The sequence below is a fragment of the Sphingomonas ginsenosidivorax genome (genome assembly GCF_007995065.1).
In the GTDB taxonomy this organism is placed as follows: Bacteria; Pseudomonadota; Alphaproteobacteria; order Sphingomonadales; family Sphingomonadaceae; genus Sphingomonas; species Sphingomonas ginsenosidivorax.
In genome coordinates this window covers 1,438,150-1,462,286 of the sequence record NZ_VOQR01000001.1, presented here as the reverse complement: position 1 = coordinate 1,462,286, position 24,137 = coordinate 1,438,150, and the positions used below count along the sequence as shown (strand labels likewise).

General features: G+C 68.7%; 21 protein-coding genes and 1 tRNA gene. 9 read left to right on the top strand and 13 right to left on the bottom strand.

Features of this window, described 5'->3' with window-relative positions:
• Nucleotides 1-92 precede the first annotated feature (92 nt).
• The 5 genes from FSB78_RS06500 to FSB78_RS06480 form a co-directional block, all read right to left on the bottom strand.
• Nucleotides 93-440 (bottom strand): DUF952 domain-containing protein, encoded by a 348-nt coding sequence (locus FSB78_RS06500; protein WP_147081054.1) that lies wholly within the window; start codon nucleotides 438-440, stop codon nucleotides 93-95.
• Nucleotides 437-3,202 carry a DNA gyrase subunit A gene (gyrA, locus tag FSB78_RS06495; RefSeq protein WP_147081052.1) on the bottom strand — a complete coding sequence of 922 codons (2,766 nt, stop codon included), beginning with the start codon at nucleotides 3,200-3,202 and terminating at the stop codon, nucleotides 437-439. The genes FSB78_RS06500 and gyrA overlap by 4 nt, the downstream gene beginning before the upstream one ends.
• A gap of 97 nt (nucleotides 3,203-3,299) precedes the next feature.
• Nucleotides 3,300-3,569 carry a hypothetical protein gene (locus FSB78_RS06490; RefSeq protein ID WP_147081049.1) on the bottom strand — a complete coding sequence of 90 codons (270 nt, stop codon included), beginning with the start codon at nucleotides 3,567-3,569 and terminating at the stop codon, nucleotides 3,300-3,302.
• A 14-nt stretch (nucleotides 3,570-3,583) separates the two neighbouring features.
• Complete coding sequence (locus tag FSB78_RS06485) at nucleotides 3,584-3,853, bottom strand: hypothetical protein (protein WP_158637975.1); 270 nt, start codon at nucleotides 3,851-3,853, stop codon at nucleotides 3,584-3,586.
• Nucleotides 3,854-4,016: 163 nt separating this feature from the next.
• Entirely contained in the window at nucleotides 4,017-5,174 is a 1,158-nt protein-coding gene (locus FSB78_RS06480) for a glycosyltransferase family 4 protein (protein ID WP_147081042.1), read from the bottom strand.
• Between the two features lie 196 nt (nucleotides 5,175-5,370).
• Here FSB78_RS06480 and FSB78_RS06475 point away from each other — a divergent pair, with 196 nt between their 5' ends.
• On the top strand, nucleotides 5,371-6,837 hold the full coding sequence (locus FSB78_RS06475) for a DNA recombination protein RmuC (protein WP_147081039.1): 1,467 nt from the start codon (nucleotides 5,371-5,373) through the stop codon (nucleotides 6,835-6,837).
• Nucleotides 6,838-6,852: 15 nt separating this feature from the next.
• Here FSB78_RS06475 and FSB78_RS06470 read toward each other — a convergent pair whose 3' ends face one another.
• Nucleotides 6,853-7,653 (bottom strand): TrmH family RNA methyltransferase, encoded by an 801-nt coding sequence (locus FSB78_RS06470; RefSeq protein ID WP_147081037.1) that lies wholly within the window; start codon nucleotides 7,651-7,653, stop codon nucleotides 6,853-6,855.
• 313 nt (nucleotides 7,654-7,966) lie between these two features.
• Here FSB78_RS06470 and FSB78_RS19245 point away from each other — a divergent pair, with 313 nt between their 5' ends.
• Nucleotides 7,967-8,143: a hypothetical protein gene (locus tag FSB78_RS19245; protein WP_199743125.1), complete on the top strand. Its 177-nt coding sequence runs from the start codon at nucleotides 7,967-7,969 to the stop codon at nucleotides 8,141-8,143.
• Between the two features lie 87 nt (nucleotides 8,144-8,230).
• On the opposite strand, the gene FSB78_RS06465 is transcribed toward FSB78_RS19245, so the two are convergent.
• Nucleotides 8,231-8,306, bottom strand: a tRNA-Thr gene (locus FSB78_RS06465).
• 100 nt (nucleotides 8,307-8,406) lie between these two features.
• Complete coding sequence (locus FSB78_RS06460; RefSeq protein WP_147081034.1) at nucleotides 8,407-9,498, bottom strand: TonB family protein; 1,092 nt, start codon at nucleotides 9,496-9,498, stop codon at nucleotides 8,407-8,409.
• Between the two features lie 210 nt (nucleotides 9,499-9,708).
• On the opposite strand from FSB78_RS06460, the gene FSB78_RS06455 reads away from it, so the two are divergent.
• Nucleotides 9,709-10,509: a SirB1 family protein gene (locus FSB78_RS06455; protein WP_147081030.1), complete on the top strand. Its 801-nt coding sequence runs from the start codon at nucleotides 9,709-9,711 to the stop codon at nucleotides 10,507-10,509.
• Between the two features lie 45 nt (nucleotides 10,510-10,554).
• On the opposite strand, the gene mqo is transcribed toward FSB78_RS06455, so the two are convergent.
• Complete coding sequence (gene mqo / locus FSB78_RS06450; protein WP_199743124.1) at nucleotides 10,555-12,288, bottom strand: malate dehydrogenase (quinone); 1,734 nt, start codon at nucleotides 12,286-12,288, stop codon at nucleotides 10,555-10,557.
• 282 nt (nucleotides 12,289-12,570) lie between these two features.
• On the opposite strand from mqo, the gene FSB78_RS06445 reads away from it, so the two are divergent.
• Both FSB78_RS06445 and FSB78_RS06440 read left to right on the top strand, forming a co-directional pair.
• Entirely contained in the window at nucleotides 12,571-14,286 is a 1,716-nt protein-coding gene (locus FSB78_RS06445; protein WP_147081027.1) for a sensor histidine kinase, read from the top strand.
• A complete protein-coding gene (locus FSB78_RS06440; RefSeq protein ID WP_147081024.1) occupies nucleotides 14,283-15,572 on the top strand; it encodes a sigma-54-dependent transcriptional regulator in 1,290 nt (429 codons plus the stop codon). The genes FSB78_RS06445 and FSB78_RS06440 overlap by 4 nt, the downstream gene beginning before the upstream one ends.
• Nucleotides 15,573-15,575: 3 nt before the next feature.
• Here FSB78_RS06440 and FSB78_RS06435 read toward each other — a convergent pair whose 3' ends face one another.
• The gene (locus FSB78_RS06435; protein ID WP_147081021.1) at nucleotides 15,576-16,985 is read right to left on the bottom strand and encodes a sensor histidine kinase; all 1,410 of its coding nucleotides are present in this window, start codon (nucleotides 16,983-16,985) and stop codon (nucleotides 15,576-15,578) included.
• Nucleotides 16,975-17,640: a response regulator gene (locus FSB78_RS06430; protein WP_199743123.1), complete on the bottom strand. Its 666-nt coding sequence runs from the start codon at nucleotides 17,638-17,640 to the stop codon at nucleotides 16,975-16,977. The genes FSB78_RS06435 and FSB78_RS06430 overlap by 11 nt, the downstream gene beginning before the upstream one ends.
• Nucleotides 17,641-17,731: 91 nt before the next feature.
• Between FSB78_RS06430 and FSB78_RS06425 the strand changes: the two genes are divergently transcribed.
• The 4 genes from FSB78_RS06425 (at nucleotide 17,732) to FSB78_RS06410 (ending at nucleotide 22,488) form a co-directional block, all read left to right on the top strand.
• The gene (locus tag FSB78_RS06425) at nucleotides 17,732-18,814 is read left to right on the top strand and encodes an ABC transporter substrate-binding protein (RefSeq protein ID WP_147081018.1); all 1,083 of its coding nucleotides are present in this window, start codon (nucleotides 17,732-17,734) and stop codon (nucleotides 18,812-18,814) included.
• Nucleotides 18,811-20,292: an OprO/OprP family phosphate-selective porin gene (locus tag FSB78_RS06420; protein ID WP_147081015.1), complete on the top strand. Its 1,482-nt coding sequence runs from the start codon at nucleotides 18,811-18,813 to the stop codon at nucleotides 20,290-20,292. Before FSB78_RS06425 ends, FSB78_RS06420 begins: the two co-directional genes overlap by 4 nt.
• Before the next feature lie 170 nt (nucleotides 20,293-20,462).
• On the top strand, nucleotides 20,463-21,764 hold the full coding sequence (locus tag FSB78_RS06415; RefSeq protein ID WP_147081012.1) for a CitMHS family transporter: 1,302 nt from the start codon (nucleotides 20,463-20,465) through the stop codon (nucleotides 21,762-21,764).
• A gap of 40 nt (nucleotides 21,765-21,804) precedes the next feature.
• Nucleotides 21,805-22,488, top strand: a complete 684-nt coding sequence (locus tag FSB78_RS06410; RefSeq protein ID WP_158637974.1) for an alpha/beta fold hydrolase — start codon at nucleotides 21,805-21,807, stop codon at nucleotides 22,486-22,488.
• Nucleotides 22,489-22,497: 9 nt separating this feature from the next.
• Here FSB78_RS06410 and FSB78_RS06405 read toward each other — a convergent pair whose 3' ends face one another.
• Both FSB78_RS06405 and FSB78_RS06400 read right to left on the bottom strand, forming a co-directional pair.
• A complete protein-coding gene (locus tag FSB78_RS06405) occupies nucleotides 22,498-23,487 on the bottom strand; it encodes a FecR family protein (protein WP_147081006.1) in 990 nt (329 codons plus the stop codon).
• Nucleotides 23,487-24,002: an RNA polymerase sigma factor gene (locus FSB78_RS06400; protein ID WP_147081003.1), complete on the bottom strand. Its 516-nt coding sequence runs from the start codon at nucleotides 24,000-24,002 to the stop codon at nucleotides 23,487-23,489. Before FSB78_RS06400 ends, FSB78_RS06405 begins: the two co-directional genes overlap by 1 nt.
• Nucleotides 24,003-24,137: the final 135 nt, after the last annotated feature.

The window sequence follows — 24,137 nt, the reverse complement described above, 5'->3', positions numbered from 1 at the left end:
GGGGCGGACACGGAACGGATGTTTCTCTTTCCGCCCCCTCCGTCACGCTGCGCGTGCCACCTCCCCCTGGCGTGGGAGGATTGAGAGGAGTCTTACCCCGCGACGGGCAGCTTCACCTTGCCATCGGCGTCTCGCTCGAGCGGCCCATAGGCCACCACCGTCTCCAGCAGTAGCGGCCCGCCATAGACATGCGGAAACAGCGCGCCGCCGCGCGACTCCTCCCACTTCACTGCATCGCCTAGCGCCTCGAGGTCGACTGCCGCGACGTGCAGGTCGTCCTGCCTCGCGAAATGCTTGTCGACCGTCTCGGTCAGCTGCGCCGCGGTCGACAGGTGGATGTAGCCATCCGCCAGATCGACCGGCGCACCCGCGAAGCTGCCGCCTTCGAGCGTCGCCATCTGCGCCGCGGTCAGGACCTTGTACGCGATTGCGTCGCTCATTCGCCGTCCGCCGGACCAGCGGCGGCATCGTCGCCGATGATCGCACCGGTATCGGGTGCGATCTCGGGCGCAGTGTCGGCCAGGTTGATCTCGGCGTCTTCCTCGGTCTCCTCGATCCGTGCGGCGGACACGACCTTCTCGCCCTTCGCCACGTCGAACAGCTTCACGCCCGCCGAGTTGCGGCTGATGACGCGAAGGCTGGCCAGCGTCGTGCGGATCAGCTTCGCCTGGTTGGTGACCAGCATCAGCTGATGCCCTTTGGCCGCCGGGAAGCTCGCCACGACCTCGCCGTTGCGGGCGATGTTGTCGATGTTGGTGATCCCCTGGCCACCGCGCCCGGTCTGGCGATAATCATACGCGCTCGACAATTTGCCATAGCCGTTCGCGCAGACCGTCAGGATGAACTGCTCGCGATCCTTGAGATCGTTGAACCGCTCGGCGCCCAGATCATGCTCGCCCTCGCGCTCGCCCTTCCACGGCGCGAACTTCAGGTACGTCTCGCGGTCCTGCGGGGTCGCCTCGACGCGATGGAGGACCGACAGCGAGATGACCTCGTCGTTCGCCTTCAGCGTCACGCCGCGCACGCCCGTCGAGGTCCGGCTCTGGAACTCGCGGACGTCGTCGCCGGCAAAGCGGATCGCCTTGCCGAGCCGCGTCGCGAGCAGCACGTCGTCATGCGCGCTGAGCAGCGCCACGCCGATCAGGCGATCCTCGGAGCCTTCCTCGAATCGCATCGCGATCTTGCCGTTCGACGGCACGTTGGTGAACGCGTCCATCGCATTACGACGCACCGTGCCCTTCGCGGTCGCGAACATGACGTGCATCGCACCCCATTCGGCCTCGTCCTCGGGCAGCGGCAGCACGGTCGAGATCGTCTCGCCCGGCGCCAGCGGCAGCAGATTGACCATCGGCCGGCCGCGCGTGGCGGGACCGCCCTCGGGCAGGCGCCAGACCTTGTAGCGATAGACTTTCCCGTGGTTAGAGAAGAACAGCACCGGTGTGTGCGTGCTCGTCACGAACAGCTCGGTGACGACGTCCTCGTCCTTGGTCGACATGCCGGCGCGGCCCTTGCCGCCGCGCGCCTGGGCACGGAAGGTGTCTAGGCTGGTGCGCTTGATATAGCCCTGCATGGTCACGGTAACCACCATGTCCTCGCGCTCGATCAGGTCCTCGTCCTCGATCCCGCCGGCGAACAGCATGATCTCCGACTTGCGCGGGGTCGCGAACTCGTCGCGGACTTGGATCAGCTCCTCGCGCATCACCTCGTACAGCTTCGCCCGATCGGCGAGGATCGCGAGCAGCTCGCCGATCGTGCTGGCGAGCGTCTTCAGCTCGTCGCCGATCTCGTCGCGGCCGAGCAGCGTCAGCCGGTGCAGGCGGAGGTCGAGGATCGCCCGGACCTGGATCTCGGACAGGCGATAGACGCCGCCTTCCTGCTTGTCCTCGACCGCCTCGACCAGCGCGATGTACGGCGCGATCTCCTCGACCGGCCATTCGCGCGCGAGCAGTTTCGCGCGCGCTTCGGCGGGGCTCGACGACCCGCGGATGATCCGGACGACCTCGTCGAGGTTGGTGACCGCGATGACGAGGCCGAGCAAGATGTGCGCGCGGTCGCGGGCCTTGGCGAGCTCGAACTTCGACCGCCGCGTGATCACTTCCTCGCGGAACGTCACGAACGCGGCGATGATGTCGCGCAGGTTGAGCAGTTCCGGGCGCCCGCCGCGGATCGCCAGCATGTTGGCGGGGAAGGAGCCTTGCGCCGGCGTGTGCCGCCACAGCTGGTTGAGCACGACCTCCGTCGTCGCATCGCGCTTCAGCTCGATGACGATGCGGACGCCCTCGCGGTTCGATTCGTCGCGGATGTCGCTGACGCCTTCGATCCGCTTGTCCTTGGCGGCCTCGGCGATCTTCTCGACCAGCGCGTTCTTGCCCTGCTGGTACGGGATCTCGGTCAACACGATCGAGCGCCGGTCGCCGCGGCCTTCCTCGACGATGTGGCGCGAACGGAGGATGATCGACCCGCGGCCGGTCTCGTAGGCGCTGCGCGCGCCCGCCTTGCCCAGGATGATCGCGCCGGTCGGGAAGTCCGGACCGGGAACGATCTCGAACAGCTCGTCGACCGTGATCGCGCCATTGTCCATGTACGCGAGGCAGGCGTTGATGATCTCGCCGAGATTGTGCGGCGGGATGTTGGTCGCCATGCCGACCGCGATGCCGCCCGCACCGTTGACCAGCAGATTGGGGAAGCGCGCCGGCAGCACCGATGGCTCGCGCTCCGACCCGTCATAGTTGGGGATGAAATCGACCGTGTCCTTGTCGAGATCGCCGAGCAGCGAGTTCGCGACCTTCGACAGGCGCGCCTCGGTATAGCGCATCGCCGCGGCCTTGTCCGGATCCATCGACCCGAAATTGCCCTGGCCGTCGACCAACGGCACGCGCATCGACCAGTCCTGGCTCATGCGGACCAGGGCTTCGTAGATCGAGCTGTCGCCATGCGGGTGATATTTACCCATCACGTCACCGACGATGCGCGCCGACTTGCGATACGCCTTGCCCGCGACGAAGCCGCTCTCGTGCGCCGAGAACAGGATCCGGCGGTGCACCGGCTTCAGCCCGTCGCGTACGTCGGGCAGCGCGCGCGCGACGATGACGCTCATCGCATAGTCGAGGTAGCTGGTCTTCATCTCGTCGACGATCGAGATGGTCGAGATGCCGGCCGGCTCGCCGCCGGTGGGTTCGGCGAGGATGGTCTCGTCGGTCAAATTCGCATGCTTTCGGCTTGTGTCGGTGTGATGACACACCCTAGCCGAGGGGGGCAGACCTGACCACCCCCGCGCGTGCGTACGCGAGGGAGCCGCGCTAGGCGGGGAGCCGTTCGACCAGAGCGGCGATCGCATCGCCGTGGAAGACGGGCACGGCGACGCCGTCCAGCAGGATGGGGCGCTCGGGCGACAGCGTGGCCTTGTCGCGATGCTCGGGATCCAGCGTCGTCCAGGCGACGACGGCGGCGCGCAAGTTGGTCACCTCGGGCACGTCACCGCCGCCGCGCACGACATTCTCCAGCGCCGCGCTCATCGTCCAGTCGATATCGGGCGTCTTGGTCGCATCGCCCCAGGTCGCTTCGGTCATGCTCGGTCCTTATGTCAGGCCCCATGGGGCATGCCTACCAAGCGCCGACCGACCGGCGTGGTTCCCTCGAACCGTCGGGCCGGCTCGGCCGCCCGGCGCAGGTCGCGGATCTCGGCCCAGGTGATCGGCCGGTCGCGGCCGACGCAGCGGATGATCATGTCCTTGGCTTCGTCGGGGCCCATCGCCTCGGCCGCCGCGATCATGTCCTCCAGCGATCCGCTGGCCACCGGCTCGGCGTCGGTCGGCCCATCGGTATCGGTCTTCCGCAAGAGCTTGGCAGGCATATTCCACATCGTCTTGAACACAGGTCTTCGCTCCAGCCCCCCGGCTCGGGCCGCCGAGATGGCGATGGCGCGAGCCGCGGTCCAGAGCGCGGAACACCGGAATGCGCCAAGGTCACCGCCGGGTCGGACGGGCCGATCCGCCGGGTCCCGGCCCGGTCATTCGCTATGGTCGGCAGCCGCGCCGCGTCATCACTTCCAGATAGGCGTCGAGCACGGATTCGTTGATCGTGTCCCATCGATAGCCGGCGGCCTTGGCGTGCCCCGCCTGGCCCATACTGGTGCGCAGGCCGGGTTCGGTGACGATCCGGGCGATCGCGTCGGCATAGCCGCCGATCTCGGTCGGCGGTACCAGGAACCCCGTGACGCCGTCGTCGATCAGCCCGATCGCGCCCGACGCGCGCGCCGCGACCACGGGAACGCCCGCCGCCATCGCCTCGAGTGTGACATTGCCGAACGTCTCGGTGACGGACGGGTTGAAGAACACGTCCATCGACGCGACCGCGCGGCCCAGCGCGTCGCCCGACTGGAACCCCGCAAAGACCGCACCCGGCACCTGCTCCGCGAACCAGTCGCGCGCCGGTCCCTCGCCGATCACCAGCACCCTGTGCGGGACGCCCCGATCGCGCAGCGTGCGGACCACGTTCGCGAAGACGTCGAGCCCCTTTTCCTTGACCAGCCGGCCGAGGAACCCGACCGCGACCTCGTCGTCGCCGATGCCGAGCCCGCGCCGCCAGTCGAGATCGCGGCGCGCGGGCGTGAAGCGCTCATGGTTCACGCCGCGCGACCATATGCCGACCGGCGTCGTCACGCCCCACTCGCGGACGATGTCGGCCATCCCCTTGCCGGGCACCAGGACCGCATCGGCGCGGTCGTAGAACCGCGTCAGGATCTTGACCATCACCGGCTCGAAAAAGCCCATATGGTAATAACGGAAATAGGTTTCGAACCGCGTGTGCAGCGACGCCACCGACGCCAGCCCCTTGTCGCGGGCATAGGTCAGCGCGCGGTGGCCGAGAAAATCCGGGGCGGAGACATGCACGATGTTCGGCGCGAACGTGTCGAGGTCGCGGCGCACCGCGGCGGGCAGCCCGCGCGCCATCTTGTATTCGCCGCGTCCGGCCGGCAGCGGCAGCGACGGCACCCCAACCAGGTCGCCGGTCGGCGGAAAGGCAGGACGCTTCGAGGTGGGCGAATAGACACGCACCGTCACGCCGCGCGACAGCAGATGCCCGACGAGCAGATTCAGCGCCTGGTTCGCGCCGTCGCGGACATAATTGTAATTGCCGCTGAACAGCGCCACTCGAAGATCGGTCGGGAGCATGGCTCGGGCGGATAACGGGCGCGGCGCCGGTACGCCACTAAATCCCGCTTATTGTAGGGATCCACACTCCCCGGGCGAATCTTTCGGCTGTCCTACCTGCGCCGTTCGTCCTATGTTCCGGCCATGGGAATTCACACACGCACCGCAAACGACCGTTCGCGTCTCAACATTGGCAACATTCGCGCGAGCGCACGCCGTGGTTGAGATCGTCGCCGTCGCCATCCTGGCGCTCGCGCTCGGCCTGTTGGTCGGCTGGCTGATCGCGTCGCGCAAGGGACAGGCGCTCGCCAGCGACCTCGCCGTAGCGAAGACACGCGCCGCCGATGCCGACCTGATCCGCACTGCGCGCGACGCTGTCGAGCGCGAGCGCAACGACGCGCTGCAGGCCCTCGCCACGCTCCGCGCGCAGCACGCCGAACGGACGGGCGAGGCGGACCGGCTACGCACTGATCTGACCACGATCCGCGCGGATCGCGATATCGTGAAGCAGGAACTGGCTACGCTTCGAGCGCAGTCGGAAGAACGACAGGCAGCCCATCTGACAACGCTCGAGCAGCTTCGCGATATGAGGGAAACCGTTGCGATGCAGTTCGACGCCGCCGCGGTCAAAGCGCTCGATGTCGCACAGAAGAACTTCCTGGAACGCGCCGATGCCCGTTTCCGGCAGTCTGAGGAAGCGGCAGGACAGAAGCTGGAATCGCTGCTGCAGCCGGTGAGCGAACGCCTTCAGCGATACGAGCAGGGGGTGGCGAAGGTCGAAGCCGATCGGCGCGATGCCTTTGGTGACCTCAAGGGCCAGATCGAGCAGATGCGTCTCGGGCAGGAGAAAGTGAGCACCGAAGCTGCGAAGCTGGTCAATTCGTTGCGGAACGCGCCGAAGGCCAGGGGCCGGTGGGGGGAGCAGCAGCTTCGAAATGTGCTCGAGACGTGCGGGCTGAGCGAGCACACGGACTTCGCCATGGAGGTGAGCGTCGCCGACGGGGACGGGGGCAGGCTCCGTCCTGACGCCGTCGTTCGGATCCCTGGCGGCAAATCGCTGATCATCGACGCGAAGGTTTCGCTGAATGCGTACCAGGATGCGTTCGACTCGGTGGACGAAGTCGAGCGGCAACGCGGCCTTTCGATGCATGCGGCGTCCGTTAAAAACCACGTCACGGCTCTGGGCAACAAATCCTATTGGAGCCAATTCGACAGCGCGCCCGAATATGTCGTGATGTTTATTCCCGGGGAGCATTTTCTGACAGCGGCGCTCGAGTTCGACCGGGAGCTGTGGGATTACGCCTTTAACCGTCGGGTTTTGCTGGCAACACCGACCAACCTGGTCGCGATCGCCCGGACCGTCGAAGGTGTTTGGCGTCAGGAAAGCATGGAACGCCAGGCGCGCGACATCGCGAAACTTGGCAGGGAACTGTACCAGCGGCTGGCCACGATGGGCGAGCATGTTTCGAAGCTTGGCAAGAATCTAGGCACAGCGATGAATGCCTATAATTCGTTCGTAGGCAGTCTCGAAAGTCAGGTTCTGACGTCGGCTCGACGCCTGGAGGCCTACGACGTCGACGCCGGCGGCAAGGCGATCGATGCCCCTCCGTTGGTCGATCAGGCGGTCCGTCCGCTCACCAAGCTTCACGTTCCGGTCGAGCAATCGAAAGAAACAACGGAGTGATGGATGGGCGACGGACTAGCCGCGTTGCTGCGCCAGCACCTCATACGCCATCACCGCGGTCGCGACCGCGGCGTTGAGGCTGTCGGCCTTGCCCAGCATCGGGATCTTGACCAGCGTGTCGCACGCCTCGGCCATCTCGGGCAGCATCCCCTGCGCCTCGTTGCCCGTCAAGAGAAAGGTCGGCGCGCCGTAGCGCGCCGCACGATAGTCGGTGTCGGTGTCCAGGCTGAGGCCGACCAACTGCCCAGGGCCGCTGCGAAGCCAGTCGAGGAACGGCGTCCACTCGCTCTTCACCACCGGGATCGTGAACAGCGCACCCATGCTCGCACGCACCGCCTCGACCGAGAAGGGATCGACGCTCTCCCCGATCAGGATCAGCCCGCCTGCGCCGACCGCGTCGCCGGTGCGCAGGATCGTCCCCAGATTGCCCGGATCACGGAGCCGTTCGGCGACCAGCCAGATTCCCGACGTGCTGCGGTCGAAATCGGCCAGCGTCACCGCGAACTCGTCGAACACGCCGACTACCGCCTGCGGATTGTCCTTCCCCGACAGCTTCGACAGGATGTCCGGCGTCGTCTGGATCGACTCGCCGCCGGCCTCCTCGACGTCCATCGACAGCGCGTGGACCAGCGGATGGTCCGCACTCGCCGCCGCATAGAAGAGCGTCCGCGGCAGCCGCCCGGTCTCGCGCGCCTCGGTCAGGATGCGCAGGCCCTCGGCGAGAAACTGGCCGGCGGCACGCCGATGCCGCTTGTCGCGCAGGTCGCGGACATATTTGATCAGCGGGTTCGAAAAGGCGGTGATCTCGCGGGGCATCTAGCGTCCCGCCCGTTCACGGGCGGCACCGGGGAGGGGGCTGTTCATCGTGCGGGACATGCCCGCCCGCCGCCCTGCCCGCAAGCGGGATGCGCATGGGAACGCGATCGAGGACGGACCGATATGCTGGCGGCGGCGCACGCTGTCCCGGCGATGGCGCCTTCGATCGACCGCAAGACGAGCAAGCCTGGGCGTTAGATCCGGCAACCCACCGCCGAGGATGTCACGCACGTCGAATTGTGATGCGCGCGACGGTGAACTATGATCGCGACCAGGCGTCCGGACGGAACGTCGCGAATGACTGGAGACGACGATGCCCGAAGACGTGAGAGCTGCGCTCGAACGGTTCCAGACCTTTCTCGGGCGGTTCCCGGGCGGCGATACCATCGATGCCGATAGTGGCTTCACGGTGTCCGATGGCATCTTGCTGGTCGGCGAGATCGAAATGTCAATGGCACATTCCGACCCGGACGAAGATCCGATCGACTGATCGAAGGGCGCACCGCCGGCGGACGGCCCGGAGGCCAAACGCAAAGTCTTTGTAAGATTACGGGTGCAGCGCGCCCGATCGCGACTATGGTGCCGGCTGCAGGAATCGAACCCGCGACATCCAGTTTACAAAACTGGCGCTCTACCAACTGAGCTAAGCCGGCCTGACCTTGGTCACCGCGGACGTTTGCGGTTCGCGGTCTCATGAAACAAGCCGCGCGGAAGATCAATGCCTTCGCCGCTACGACTACCGAGGCCGCCCGATCACCGCACTACGCCGTCCGCCGGAAGCTTGAACCGCACGCGTTGCACGCAGCCGCGGCGGCCGGTGTCGGAGGGGGTGGTTTGGGCGTTGGAGAGGATGTTGCGTGCGGTGTTGCCGAAGGAGTCGTCGGGTTCGGACGTGAGTATCTTGGGATTGCCGACCGCACCCCATGGCGCGGTGTCGTAGGCGATCACCGCGACGCCCTCGATACGGCGTCGCCAGGCCGGTCGCGGATAGGCGCTGCCGTCGAGCAGGCTCCGGATCGACCTGGGATCGATCACGCAGCCCGGTTGGTCGCCGGTATCGGCCGGCGAGTCCGGGCCGAGGTCCGGCGCCGGATGGTCCGCGCCGCCGTTCAGGAAGAAATGATAGGTACAACCCCGATAGCCGCCCCCCGGGGCGTAGCGGTTGGCGAGAAGCGCCTCGCGTCCCGCGCGGTCCAGCGCGGCGTTGCCGGAGGTGCCGAGAACCCGGACGTTCCCGGGCTTGCCGGCCGTGTCCACGTCGAACGCCAGGAAGACCCAGGCAGGGCCGCCGGGCGACCGCGGCAGGGTTTCGAACGGCGGCATGTTCAGGCGCCGATACTGGCCGGGCTGGCGCGGACAGTTCGACCCCATCGGACGAACCCGCTCGAACAGTGCGGCCGGATAGCCGATCGTCTCGGGCCGGCTCGCGAGTTCGTACAGGACGGGCATCGCGGCGGCTTCGAGCGGCTCGGTCGAAACGGTGAAGCGAACCGAGCAGCCGGTGCGCGGCGCGCCGACGGGGAACTGCGAGGCGGCGAGGGCGGGAGCCAGATCGCTGGTATCGACGAACCAGCCCGCGGACGGGGCGGGTTCGCGGCGGATCGTGCGCGCGTGCCCCTGCGCGTCGATCACGAACGTCAGGCGGTGGGTCGGCGCGGTCATCCCGCCCGCCGCCGCATAGCGTGTCGAGATCGCGGAAAAGGGCGTGAGGATTGCACCGGCCGCGACCGGGCCGTCGGCGCACGACACGTCGGTGGCCTTGAACGCCACCACGTCCGTCCGCTGCCCCTCGGACGGTGGCGGAGGAACAGGGAGGCTTAGCAAGGCGAGCAGCGCGACGGGCATGGTCCGACTCCAGATGACGGACGTCGACTACCCCGCCGGACGCCCGAAGCCTAGGCTCCACGGCGCGACCGAATGGTCGGAATTGGGTGGCGCTTGCAGTCCCGCCGGTGCCCGAGTTGTCGGCAGATCAATGCGTCGTTCGTCCGGTCCGGCGCCCCGTTGACGGCGGACCTGTTCCCTTGATCGCCTTCACCCCCCATCTGGTGCAGCATGGACGATCAACTCACCCACCTGGGCCTCATCGACGAAGACGAGATCGCGCTCGATGACGCGGCACTGTCTCTGGCGCATCTCGACCACCCCGACGTCGATCTCGAGCCCTATCGGCATCTTCTGGGTACGATCGAGACGCGTCTGGCGCAGGTCGGACAGGGCGTCGAGACGTCGACCGATCGTGCCGAGGCGCTGGCGGCCGTGCTCGCCGGAGAGTTCGGTTTCGCGGGAGACGCAGAGACGTACGACGATCCCGCCAACGCGGACATGATCCGAGTCCTCGACCGTCGTCGGGGCCTGCCGGTCAGCCTGTCCATCCTCTGGGTCGCGATGGCGCGGCGGCTCGGCTGGAGCGCCGACGTGCTCGACGTCCCCGGCCACGTCCTGGTGATGATCGGCGCCGACGCCAAGCCGGTCATCGTCGACCCGTTCGCGGGCGGCGCGAGTGTCGGCGTCGAACGGCTCGCCGCGCTGGTCGGGATGGCCAAGGGCGAGGGCCGGGCGGCGACGCACGTCGCGGCGATGCCGAACCGCGCGGTGCTCGTCCGCCTTCTGCAGAACCAGGCGTCGCGGGCCGAACAGGCCGGCAAGGGACGCCGTGCGCTCGACCTCTATGTCCGGATGACGACGATGGCGCCCGGCTACCCCTATGCGTGGTGGGAGCGCGCCCGGCTCGAACTCGTCGACCACGAGGTCGCGGCGGCGCGGGGCAGCCTGAGCGCGATGCTGGAGATCACGCGCGAGCCCGAATTGCGTCGTCGCGTGACGGAGACGCTCGCCGCGTTGCCGTCGCCCTGATGGGGAAGGGGCCGGCAGATACGCCGGCCGAGCTTCGCCGTGGCGTTAGAGCGCAAGGTCCGGGCTGCGATCGACCTTGACGCGCGTGGCGGCGGGCAGGGGATTCTTGGCGACATGGACCGCGGGCGAGGGAACGCTCAGTTGCAGCGTCTGCGCGGTGCTGGCCCAATGCGCGGCCAGCATCTCTGGATGGTCGTTGAGCGCGATGCCGTAGCTCGGCACGATCTCGCGGATCTTGGCCTGCCAGGCGGGCGTCGCGAGCCGGGTGCCGAACACCGTCTTCAGCAGGTCGAGCATGATCGACGGCGCGGTAGAGGCGCCGGGCGACGCGCCGAGCAGGGCCGCGATCGATCCGTCCTTCGACGCGACGATCTCGGTGCCGAGTTTGAGCACGCCACCCTTTTCCGGGTCGCGCTTGATGATCTGGACGCGCTGGCCCGCCTGCCACAGCCGCCAGTCGGCGTCGCGCGCCTGGGGGAAGTATTCGCGCAGCGCCGCCATCCGGTCGGCATCGGACATGATCAGCTGGCCGGCGAGATATTCGACGAGCTCGAAATCATCCCAGCCGACCGCCACCATCGGGCGGAAATTGTCGATCGTCACCGACGCCGGCAGGTCGAAATACGAGCCCTGCTTCAGGAACTTGGTCGAGAAGGTCGCGAACGGTCCGAACAGCAGCGCCTGCTTGCCGTCCAGATAGCGCGTGTCGAGATGGGGGACCGACATCGGTGGCGAGCCGACCGCGGCCTTGCCATAGACCTTGGCCAGATGACGCTCGGCGACTGCCGGGGTCTCGCTGACCAGGAACGATCCGCCGACCGGGAAGCCGGCATAATCGTCCGCTTCGGGAATGCCAGATTTCTGCAGGATCGGCAGCGCGCCGCCGCCGGCGCCAGCGAACACGAACTTCGCGGTCACGATCTGCTTGTCGCCGGTCTTCATGTCGCGGTACGTCACGCGCCACGTGCCGTCGGGATTGCGCTCCAGCTCGCGGACTTCCTGGCCAGTGCTGAGCGCAAAGCCGGGCTGCTTCTGCAGCGACGCGATGTATTGGCGGGTGACCTCGCCCCAGTTGCAGTCGGTGCCGAGCGGCGAGCGCGTCGCCGCAAGCTTGGTGGCGGGATCGCGATTCTGCATCATCAGCGGAACCCACTGCGTGATCTGCGCGGGGTCGTTCGAGAATTCCATGCCCGAGAACAACGGGCTCGCGGCCAGCGCCTTCCAGCGCTTGTACAGGAAAGCGACGTTGGCGTCGCCCCAGACCAGGTTCATGTGCGGCGTCGAATTGATGAACGACCGCGGGTCGTGCAGCATCCCGGCCTTGACCTGGTGGCTCATGAACTGCCGGGTGACCTGGAACTGTTCGTTGATCTCGATCGCCTTCTTGATCTCGACCAGGCCGTCGGCCTTGTTCACCGGCGTATAGTTGAGTTCGCACAACGCCGAGTGCCCCGTCCCTGCGTTGTTCCACCCGTTCGAGCTCTCCTCGGCCACCTTGTCGAGCCGTTCGACCATCTCGATCGTCCAGCCGGGTTCGAGCTGGCGCAGCAACAGCGCGAGCGTCGCGCTCATGATGCCGCCGCCGATCACGAGGACGTCGACCTTGCGGTCGGGCGTCGCGCCGTGGGCAGCCGCGACCGGCAGGATGGCAGCCGAGCCGCCGATCAGGGCCGATCCGAGCAACCCGCGCCGAGTCACGCCGCGCCCGGTCGTGCCGCCTTCGTTGCTGCCGCCTTCGTTCCAGTCTGCGCCGCGCGTCTCGTTCGTTGATCCAACCACTGGTTCGTCCTTCCGGTTCGGTGAGCGCGCCGGCTGCTCATCGAGCGTGCGACGCGGTGACGGCACCGACACGTGGGGGGCGACGGTTGAGCCGGATACGATATGGCCGGGGTCACGATGCGGACCGCGAAAAAATGTCGGCAGGTACTAAGGCACTGTAAAAAGGTGGCAATCACTGAAGCAGCGCGCGGAGAAGGCGCGTTCGAGGGCAAGTTCCGGGACATCGTCGGCGCCCAATGTGCCGAAAGTTGCATACCGGGTGGTGCATGCTATTCACCCGTCATGCGAGTGGGATGGACCGATCGGGACTGGCGCTGGCTGGTGGGAACGCTGGTCGTCGCGGTCGCGGCGTTCCTGATCGTCGGACAGCTGGCCCGCCACGCTGCGATCGACGCGCGGCGTGCTCAGGCCTCGATCGACGCGCGGTTCCGCGCCGCGTTGATCGACAGCGAACTCGCGCGGTTCCGGTTGCTCCCTCTGGCGCTGGCCGACGACCGCGACGTCATCGCGGCGATCGACGGGCAGGCGGCGGCGCAGGCCGCGCTCGACCGCAAGCTGGAAACGCTGGCGCGCGTGACCCGGGCCGCCGCGATCTACGTCATCGGCGCGGACGGCATTGCCGTCGCCACGAGCAACTGGCGTTCGCCGCAGAGCTTCGTCCGCAACGACTACACGTTCCGGCCCTATTTCCGCGACGCGCGCACCAGTGGCGAGGGGAGCCAATACGCCTTGGGTACCGCAAGCGGTCGGCCCGGCCTCTATCTCGCGCACGGGACGGCCAATCGCGGCGCGATCGTGGTCAAGCTGGAGTTCGAATCCGTAGAGCGGGAATGGGCGCGCGCGGGCGGGATCACCATCGTCCGCAGTCCGCTCGGCATCGTGCTCGTGACGAGCCGGCCGGACTGGCGGTTCGCCGGCACCCGCCCGCTGTCGGCGGCGGATGCCGGGCGGTTTCGCCGCGAGACGCGGGTGCCGGCGACTGCCCTGTCCGCGCTTCCCGTCGCGCCGTCCTCCACGCCCGACCTGTTCGTCGGCAGGGGCACGACGCTGGTCGCGCAATCGGCGGCGACCACGCAGCCGGGATGGCGGCTTACGGTATTCGAACCGGTCGAGGCCGGGGGCGCCGTCTGGCGTGCCGGTGCGCTCGCCGCGCTGATGACGATCGCGCTCGCGGGCATCGCCTGGTCGGTGCGGCAACGCGTGACGCTGGCTGCGCGGCGGACGGCGGAGCTGGAAGCCGCCGTCGCCGACCGCACCGCGGACCTGCGCCGCGAGATGGACGAGCGCGCCAGCAGCGAGGCGCGCGCCGCCGATCTTCGCGAAGGGCTACGCCAAGCGAACCGGCTCGCCGCGCTCGGCCAGATCACCGCGAGCGTGGCGCACGAGACCGCGCAACCCGTCACCGCGATCCGTACCTATGCCCTGTCGAGCGAGGCACTGCTCGACGCCGGTGCACTCGACGACGTGCGCGGCAATCTGGGCGCGATCGGCCGGCTCGCCGACCGCATCGGGGCGATCACGGCGCAGTTGCGCGGATTCTCGCGCCGCCAGCCCGGGCCGTTGCGGCCGATCCGCATCGTCGACGTCCTCGACGGTGCGCTGCTGATCATGAAGGACCAGCTTCGCGACGTGACGCTCGCGCTGCCCGAGGTCGATCCCGGGCTGGCGGTGATCGGCGGCAAGGTGCGGCTGGAACAGGTGCTGGTCATCGTGGTGCAGAATGCCGTCGAGGCGATCGCCGACGGCGCGTCGCGGCGGATCGCGATCGGCCTCGCGCTCGACGCGGCGATCGTGCGGCTATCGATCACCGATTCCGGTGCCGGGGTCGCGCCGGACCTGGCGCCGAAACTGTTCACCCCGTTCGTCACCAGCAGGCCGCAGGGCCTGGGACTGGGGCTGGTCATCGCGCAGGACATCATGGCCGAGCTCGGCGGATGGCTGCGGCTGATGCCGTCGGACGGCGGCGCGACGTTCGAGATCGGGATGCGTCGGGCATGACGGCGCCGACGCCCCGGCCGCCCGCGGTGCTGATCGACGACGACGACGATTTGCGCACCGCGACCGCCCAGCTTCTGACGCTGCGCGGGTTCGACGTTCGCGCGTTTGCCGACGCGGCGACCGCGCTCGGCCATATCGATGCCAATTTTCCCGGCGTCGTGATCACCGACGTCCGCATGCCGGGGATCTCGGGCATCGACCTGTTCGAGATCCTGCACGAGCGCGATCCCGATCTCGCGGTCATCCTGATTACGGGCCACGGCGACGTCGCAATGGCGGTGACCGCGATCAAGGCGGGGGCGTGGGATTTCCTCGCCAAGCCGTTCGACCCCGACGCGCTGGTCGCCGCTGCGCTGCGCGCGGTGAAGGCGCGGACGCTGACGCTCGAGAACCGCCAGCTACGCGCGGCCGCGGATGCGGAGGCGGGCGCGGCGCTGATCGGGACCACGCCCGCGATCGTCCGCCTGCGCGGGATGATCCCGATGCTCGCGGACGCCGCGCTCGACCTCGTGATCGAGGGGCAGTTCGGCACCGGGCGCGAGCATTTCGCCCGGCTGGTCCACCGCGCGGGCCGCCGGTCGCGCCACCGGTTCCTCAAGATCGACTGTGCGACCGTTACGCTGCCGACGCTCGAACGCGAACTGTTCGCGCGCAACGGGGTGATCGCGCGCGCGCACCGCGGGACCGTGTTCCTGCACAATCTCGCGCGCGCCGGCGCGACGCTGCAGGATCACCTGGTCCGCCTCGCCGAGACGCGTACCGTGGCGTTCGAGGGCGCCGATCCCGACCCGGTGGATATCCGGATCATCGCGTCGATCGACGAGGGCGAGCGCTACCGGGTGTCGCCTGCGCTCTACCACCGCCTCGCCGGCGTGCCACTGCGGATGCCGCGGCTCGCCGAGCGGACCGGCGACGTGCCCGCCTTGCTCGCACATTTCATCGGGATCGCCGCGCGGCAGCACGATATCGCGATGCCGTCGCTCGCCGATCACGTCCACCGCCTGGCGATGAGCAACTGGCCCGGCAACGTGCTCGAACTGGCGATGGCCGCGGAGCGACTGTGCCTGGGGCTAGACGAGGGCGGCGTGGCGGTCGATACCGCGCCGGATCCGCTGCCCGCGCGGCTGGATGCCTTCGAACGCACCGCGATCGTCGAGGCGGTCACGGCGTCCGAAGGGGGCATCGCCGGCGCGATCGAGCGGCTGCAGATCCCGCGCAAGACCTTCTATTACCGCGTCAAGCGGCTGGGGATCGACCTGCGGGCGTTGCGCGCGCACCTTTCGTGACGGTCAGCCGGTCGGACGTGCGAACCGGATGACGATCGTCGTGCCGCGCGGCGCATCCCCGAACGCGACCGTCGCATCGAGACGCGCGGCCGCCGATCGTACGATCGCGAGGCCGAGACCGCTGCCCTCCGAGCCGCCGGCCGCACCCAGCCGGACGAACCGGTCGAACGCGGCCTCGCGCTGGTCGGGCGGGATGCCGGGGCCGTCGTCGACGACCGCGATCGTCGTTTCGGCCGGCGTGCTCTGCAACTGCACGGACACGGTGCCGCCGCGGCGATTGTAGCGGATGCCGTTGTCGATGAGGTTCGACAGGATCTCGAAGATCAGCGTCCGGTGGCCGGGGACGATGTGGCTCTCGCCCGGCTTGCCCTCGATCGTCAGGTCGATCCCGGCCTCGATCGCGCGGTTGATCTGGCGCGTGATCACCGCGGCCGCGACCTCGCGAAGGTCGACCGCCTCCAGCGGGGCGGAAACGCCGGCCTCCTCGGCCCGCGCGAGGGTGAGCAACTGCGTGACGAGCCGTTCGAGCCGCGTCACCGCATCGGCGATCTCGGTCAGCGCGACGCCGCGTTCCTCCCCCGATCCGCGGCGTGCCAGCGCGACCTGCACCTTCAGCACGGACAGCGGCGTGCGCATCTGGTGCGAGGCGTCCGCGGTGAAGCGGCGGACGCCGACGGTGGCGGTATCGAGCTGTGCGAGCAGGCGATCGAACGCGCCGGCGAGGGGGCGGAGCTCGCGCGGGAGCGGACCGGTGTCGAGCGGCGAGAAATCGGGGCGCGTCCGGTCGTCGCGCGCCTCGACCGCGCCGCGCAGCCGGGCGAGCGGACGCAGCGACCAACCAAGCGCGGGACGCAGCAACAGCGCGGCGGCGCCCACCAGCACGCATTCGCCGACCAGCAGCGCGAGCATCAGCCGGCGGGTGAGCGCGCCGCGATTGTCGAGCGTCTCGGCGATCTGGACGATGACCGGCCGGTCGATGCGCGGCAGCGACCGGCGGACCTCGGCGATGCGGATGGGCTGGTCGCGGTAGCGGGCGAAGCGGTAGCGCGGCACGTCAACGGCGAGCGTGGCAGGGTCGGGCGCGGGCAGGTCCGCATAGCCGGTCAGCAGCTCGTCGCCGACCGCGACGCGGTAATAGACATTGTCGCGTTCGGTGTTCTCGAGCATCCCGAACGCGGCGGCGGGCAGGTCCAGCGTCACCTCGCCGCGTTCGACCTGCACGGTTTCCGCGATCGCGCCGAGCGCACCGCCGAGCACGCGGTCGTTGGTGCGCCGGACGACGTCGGCGATCAGCGTCGCGCCGACCACGCCGATCAGGATCGCCGCGGCCAGCAGGGGCCCGAGCACCGCGGCGAGCAACCGCGTCCTGAGCGCCGGGGTGCCCCGGTCGGGCGTGATCGTCCTAGCCGGCATCGAGCATGTAGCCGACGCCGCGGACGGTGCGGATGCCGGGGCCGTCGGGCGCGAGTTTTCCCCGCAGGCGCGTGACATGGACCTCGATCGCGTTGCCGCCGACGGGCTCGTCGAAACCGAACACCTCGCCGATCAGCAATTCGCGCGGCACGACGCGGCCCGCCCGCGTCGCCAGCGCCTCCAGCACCGCGCGCTCGCGACGACGCAGGTCGAGCGCGCGGCCGGCAATGTCCGCGTCACCGGTCGAGCGGTTGATCGTCAGCGTGCCGACGACGAGCATCGGCAGCGGATCGCCGCCGCGCCGCCGTCCGAGCGCCCGGACGCGCGCCTCCAGCTCCTCGGGCTCGAACGGCTTGCGCAGATAATCGTCGGCACCGAGATCGAGCCCGCGAACGCGGTCGTCGAGCGCATCGCGTGCGGTGAGCATCAGCACGGGGACGCGCTCGCCGCGCCGCCGCAGCGTCTCCAGCACGGTGAAGCCGTCGATTCCGGGCAGCCCGACATCGAGGATCACCAGCGCGTAGGGTTCGCCCGAGACCACCGCCAGCGCATCCTCACCGGTCGCGACGTGATCGACCGCGTTGCCGCCCGCGCGCAGCAACGCCGCGATGCTGCGCGCGAGCGCGGCGTCGTCCTCGATCACCAGGATGCGCATGAAAACCCGTGAAAGGTTGGTGACAGCTTCGCTTCGTACTCCACGGGTGCAGTCTATCCGAACACAGAGACGGAAGGCGAGGAGAGTGACGATGACGCGAATTTTTCTGACAATTGCAGTGTTGGCCACGACGGTCGCCGCGACTCCGCTCGTGGCGCAGCGCCCTGCCGGCTATCCGCGGTCCTACGACCAGCTGATCGCCGACGCGCGTGCCGAGCGGCAGGTGCGGATCTACGGCAATGCCGATCGCGCCGAGTTGCTGCCGGTCGTCGCTGCGTTCCGGAAGCGGTATCCGGGGATCACCGTGCTGTACGCCGACCTCGGCTCGACCGAGATGTATCGCCGCTTCGTCACCGAAACGCGCGGCAAGCGGCTGTCCGCCGATCTCGTCTGGTCGTCGGCAATGGATCTGCAGGTCAAGCTGATCAACGACGGCTTCGCGCAAGGCTATGCGAGCCCCGAAAAGCCCGCGCTGCCGCCGGTGTCGGTGTGGAAGAACATGGGCTTCGGCGTCACCGCCGAGCCGATCGGGATCGTCTACAACACGCGGCTGATTCCGGCCGCGCGCGTACCCCGGACGCATGCCGCGCTGGAAGCGATGCTGCGGCAGAACGGCCGCGCGTTCGCGGGCAAGGTGACGACGTTCGACCCCGCGCGGTCGAACACCGGCTATCTGTACCTGACGCAGGACATGGCGACGACGCGCGACACGCGGTCGCTGCTCGCGGCGATCGCCGCCACGAAGCCGGTGCTGTCGCTGACCACCGAACCGATGCTGCGCGCCGTCGCCGAGGGGCGGCAGGCGATCGCGTACAACGTCATCGGCTCCTATGCGCTCGAACGCGCACGCACCGATCCGCGGATCGGCGTGGTCTTCCCGAAGGACTATACACTCGTCACCTCGCGGATCGCGTTCATCGCGCGCGAAGCCGCGCACCCGGCAGCGGCGAAGCTGTTCCTCGATTTCCTGCTGTCGCGCGAAGGGCAGTCGCTGCTCGCCAGGCGCAGCCTGTGGCCGGTCCGCACCGATGTCGCGGCGCGCCGTCTTCCCGGCGCGCAGGCCCGACCGATCCGCGTCGGCCCGCAACTTCTCGTCAACCTCGACCGCGTCAAGCGCCAGCGTTTCCTGCGCGACTGGACCGCGATTCTCGCCACCGGAGCCAAAGCCCCATGACCCTTTTCCGTACCGGGTGCGCCGCACTCGCCCTGATCGCAGCAACCCCGGCGCTGGCCCAGGCTCCGAGCGACGCCGACCTCGCCGCACTGGTCCGCGCGCAGGCCGCCGAGATCGCGGCGTTGAAGACCCGGCTCGACCGGCTGGAGACCGCCGCCGCCGTCGCGCAAGCGTCCGCCCCGGTCGCGCCCGCGCAGGTGGCGCCGCAGGCGGTTGCGCAGAACACCGAACCGCGTCGTACCTTGCCCTTCGCGCCGCAACTCGCGCCGCCGGGGCCGGCCGATCGCAGCGTCGCGCAGGCCTTGGCCGCGCGCGACAACCCGTCGGGGGTGACTACCGAATGGGGGGCGGGGCTGCCCGTCTTCCACTCCGCCGACGGCGTCTACACGTTCAAGCCGCGCGGCCGCATCCTGACCGACGTGAGTTCCAGCTTCGGCTCGAAATATGACGGCCGCAACATCACGACGACGGGGATGCGCGCGCTGCGCCTCGGCCTCGAAGGCGGTGTCGGCACGCATTTCTTCTACCAGTTCGAGAGCGATTTCTCGGAGAACGAGGTCGATGTCGTCACCGCGTTCGTGGGCTGGCGCAACAAGATCACGCCCGGTCTCGATTACGACGTCCGCGCCGGGCATCTGTTCAACGACCGCAGCTTCGAAGGCTCGACGGGGTCGGATTCGACGCCGTTCCTCGAGCGCACGACGGTCGCGACCGCGATCATCCCGCAACGCGGCTTCTATGGACTCGGCGTGATGCCGCGCGTGTTCTGGAAGACGGGCCATGCGTCGGTGACCGTCACCGGCGACCGGATCGACGGCACGCAGACCGTCGGCGACAGCCGCACCGTGCTCGCCCGTGCGCACTGGAACCCGCTCAAGTCCGATACCGGCGTGCTGCACGTCGGTGCCTGGGGCTTCGACGAAGCACTGTCGTCGGTCGCGGGGACGCTCACGCGCAACACGGTGATCGGCGGGCGCTTCAACGGCGCGCTGCGCGTGTCGAGCGGGCCGCTGACGGGCGGCACCGGTACGAGGGGCTACGGCGTCGAGCTCGGCGGGTATCGCGGGCCGTTGTGGGTAATGGGCGAGGCGGGTCGCCGCAACGCGCGGCTCGACGGCGGGCGACCCGATTTCGTCAGCAAGGCATGGAGCGTCTCGGGCGGTCTGTTCCTGACCGGCGACCTGCCGCCGTACAACCCGCGGCTCGGCAGCTTCGGCCAGCCCAAGGTGCTGAAGCCGACCTTCGATGGCGGCGTCGGCGCGATCGAGTTGACCGCGCGGTACGAGAGCCTGGATTACACCGACCTGCTGACCGGCGGCGAGGGCTGGGCGGCGACCGTCGGGGTCAACTGGTACCTGAACTCGTTCACGCGGTTCCAGGTGAACGCGATCCAGTGGGACACCGGCAACCGCGCCGGCGACTATGTCGGCAACGACAGCGGCCAGACGCTCAGCGCACGTGTCGGAGTTACCTTCTGATGCGGCGCGCCGTCTCCGGTCGCGACCGTCCCGTCATCCTGACGAAAGTCAGGATCCAGGGTTACGGAGCGCTGCCCTGCTTGGCTCTGGATCCTGACGTTCGTCAGGATGACGGGGGTATTGCCTTCGACCCCACCCCCTTTTTTCACGCCCTTTCCTAGGACGATGCGATGAACCTTGCCCTGCTCGGCTTCCTGATGGTGGCCACGTTCATGACGTTGATCATGACCAAGAAGATGACGCCGTTGGTCGCGCTCATCGTGATCCCGTCGATCTTCGGCGTGTTCGCGGGCGAGGCCGCGGGTCTTGGCCCGATGATGATCGACGGCATCAAGAACCTCGCGCCGACCGGCGTGATGCTGCTGTTCGCGATCCTGTTCTTCTCGACGATGACCGACACGGGCTTGTTCGATCCTTTGGTCGGGCGGCTGATCCGGCTGGTCCACGGGGATCCGATGCGGATCCTGATCGGGACGGTCGTGCTGTGCGCGCTCGTCAGCCTCGATGGCGACGGATCGACCACCTACATCATTACGATCGCCGCGCTGCTGCCGCTGTACAAGCGCTTCGCCATGAACCGGCTGTACCTGGTCTGCCTGTTGATGACGACGAGCGGGATCATGAACCTGACGCCGTGGGGCGGGCCGACCGCGCGCGCCGCGAGCGCGCTGAAGCTCGATCCCGCCACGCTGTTCCTGCCGCTGATCCCCGGCATGCTCGCCGGGCTCGCCTTCCTGATCGGCCTCGCGGTCTATTTCGGGCGCAAGGAGCGCGCGCGGATGGGGGAAGCCGGTATCACTGCGACCACCGAGATCGGCGACATGGCGGTCTCGCAATATCCCGAGGCGCGGCGGCCCAAGCTGATCTGGTTCAACGCAGCCCTCGTCGTCACGCTGCTCACGCTGCTCGTCTGGGGCATCCTGCCGCTGTCGGTGCTGATGATGCTGGCGTTCGCGATCGCGATGATCGTCAACTATCCCGGCGTCGCCGACCAGAAGGAGCGGATCTCGGCGCATGCCGGCAACGTGCTCGCGGTCGTCTCGCTGATCTTCGCCGCGGGGATCTTCACCGGGATCCTCGGCGGCACCGGCATGGTCGACGCGATGAGCAAGGCGGTCGTCGGGATTATCCCGCCGGTACTCGGGCCGTACATGGCGCCGATCACCGCGCTGCTCAGCATGCCCGCGACCTTCTTCATCTCGAACGACGCCTTCTATTTCGGGATGCTGCCGATCCTTGCCGAGGCGGGCGCGCATTACGGCGTCGCGCCAGAGGCGATCGCGCGCGCGTCGCTGATGGGGCAGCCGGTCCACCTGCTCAGCCCGCTGGTGCCTTCGACCTATCTGCTCGTCAGCCTGGTCGGCATCGACCTTGCCGATCACCAGCGCTTCACGCTCGTGCCCGCGATTGCCGTCTGCACGGTTATGACGCTGGTCGGCATGATCGCGCTCGCCTTCCCGTTCGTGGTCTGAGGTGAGCATGCCCGCAACCCGCCGCTTCCGGAGATTTCGCATGGTCCGACCGCGTACACCGCTGATGCTGCTTCCCGCGATGGGATGCGACGGGCAATTATGGGCGCGGCAGATCGTCGATCTCGCCGGGATCGCGCGGGTCGAGTTCGGCGACCTGTCGCAGGACGATACGCTGTCCGCGATGGCGGCGCGGGTGCTCGCCGCGGCCCCGCCGCGGTTCGCGGTCGCGGGCGTCAGCCTGGGCGGCTATGTCGCGATGGAGATGGTCCGGCAGGCGCCCGACCGCGTTTCGCGGATCGCGCTGTTCGGGACGCGCGCCTCGATGGAGGTGCGGCCGCGGACCGTCGTGGGGCAGGGCCTGCTCGCGACCGCGCCGCATGCCGACCCGCGCCTGACGGCAAATGTCGCAGGCCCGGCGCAGGCGATGGCCGACCGCGTCGGGCAAATCGTGTTCGAACGGCAGCAACGTGCGATGCTCGCCCGGCCGGACATCTCGGACGCGATCGCGGCGATCCGTGTGCCGACGCTCGTCGCGGTCGGCGATCGCGACCGGATCTGCACCCCCGACGACGCGCGGGCGCTGAGCGCGCGAATCGAGGGCGCGCACTTCCACCTGTTGCGCTCGTGTGGCCACCTCTCGCCGCTCGAACGGCCGGGCGAAGTGACCGCGCTGCTCCGCCGGTGGCTCGGCGTCCAGCCGGGCGACCATCGGCCCGACGCCTAGTCCGATCGCTCAGGGTTGGGAGGCGAGCACCAGCCGCGTGCGGTCGGCGTAGCGCACGCGCGCGACACCGTAGGCCGACAGCGCGTCGGCGAGCGCGGTGCCGCCGCCGTCGGTCTTCAGCACGCCGCTGAACACGCGCCTGGCGAGCCGGGCATCGCCGAGTTCGATGCGCTGCACGGAATAGCGGTTGAGTTCGGCGACGACGTCCGTGAGCGGCGCGGCGTCGAACGTCAGCGTCCCCTTGCGCCATCCGGTCGCTGTCTCGGCGCCGGCACGGGTGAGTTGCAGCGCCGTGCGGCCGATCGTCAGCGTGTTGCCCGGGACGAGAATCGTCGCGCGACCGATGTCGGGGGTGTCGACGCGGACCGATCCCTCGACCAGGCTGACGACGACGCGGTCGGCGGCGGTACGCACCGCGAACTGCGTGCCGAGCGCGGTCACGCTGTTGCCGCCCGCCGAGACGACGAACGGGTGGCGCGCGTCATGCGCCACCGTGAAGAACGCCTGGCCCCGATCGATCGCCACGCGTCGCGTTGCACCGGGCGCCGCGATCCGGACCGCGGAATCGGCGTCGAGCGTCATCCGCGTCCCGTCGGCGAGCGTGATATCGCGCGACCGGCCGACCGGGGTCGCGTAGCGGGTCTCCGCGATTTGCGTTGCTGGCTGCGTGTCCCGGTCGAGGACGAGCGCGGTGGTCCCGCCGACCGCGAGCACCACCGCTGCCGCGGCCGCCATCGGCCACCAGCGCCGCTGCGGGCGGGTGCCGATTTCGCTGCGGGTCGCGGCGATCATCGCGAGGAGGGCGGGGTCGTCGCGTGCTGCGTCGAGCAGGCGCGTCGTGGCGACCAGCTCGTGCCAGGCCTGGTCGTGCGCGTCTTCGGCGGCGAGCCAGCGGCCGAACGCCGCGCGGTCGGCCGGCGTCGCATCGTCGGCGTGCAGCCGCGCATACCAGGATGCGGCCGCCGCGGCGGCGTCGGGACTCGCCGGTACGGGGTCCATCAGCGCAGCGAACCTGCGAGGAGCTTGATCGCCTTCATGATATGCTTTTCGACCGCGCTCACCGATATGCCCAGATGTCGGGCGATCGCCGCGTAGCTCATTTCCTCGAAGCGATGAAGGACGAATGCCTGGCGCGTGCGCTCGGGCAGGTCGTTCATCGCGGCGATCAGCTGCGCGAGATGTTCCTTGCCCTGTAGGACGCGCTCGGGCGAGCGGTCCTCAACGGGATGGTGAAATTCTTCGAGGCTGTCGTGCGCGGACCGGTGGCGGACGGTGTCACGGCGGCCACGATCGGCAAGCACGCTCTGCGCGACCTGGAACAGATAGCCCTCGACATTGTCGATCGCGTCGGTCGCGCGCCGCGTCTGCATCCGGAGCGCGACCTCCTGCACCAGATCGTCGACCTCGCCGATCGGCGCACGTTTCATCAGGAACCGCCGCACGGCCCCCAGATGGCGCGACAGGTCGACGCTGTTGCCGTCGTCGGCGGCCAAGCGCGCGTGGGAAGTCTGCATGGTCGCGCCCCGTCTGAAATCCGCCCGAAGCCTGCGGCATCCCCTTTTATATATCTGTCATAATCGATCATGTTGCCAGTCGGGCGTCAAGCGGACAGTGTAGCGAGACCGTCGTCAGAACGGGTGGGAGAGGTC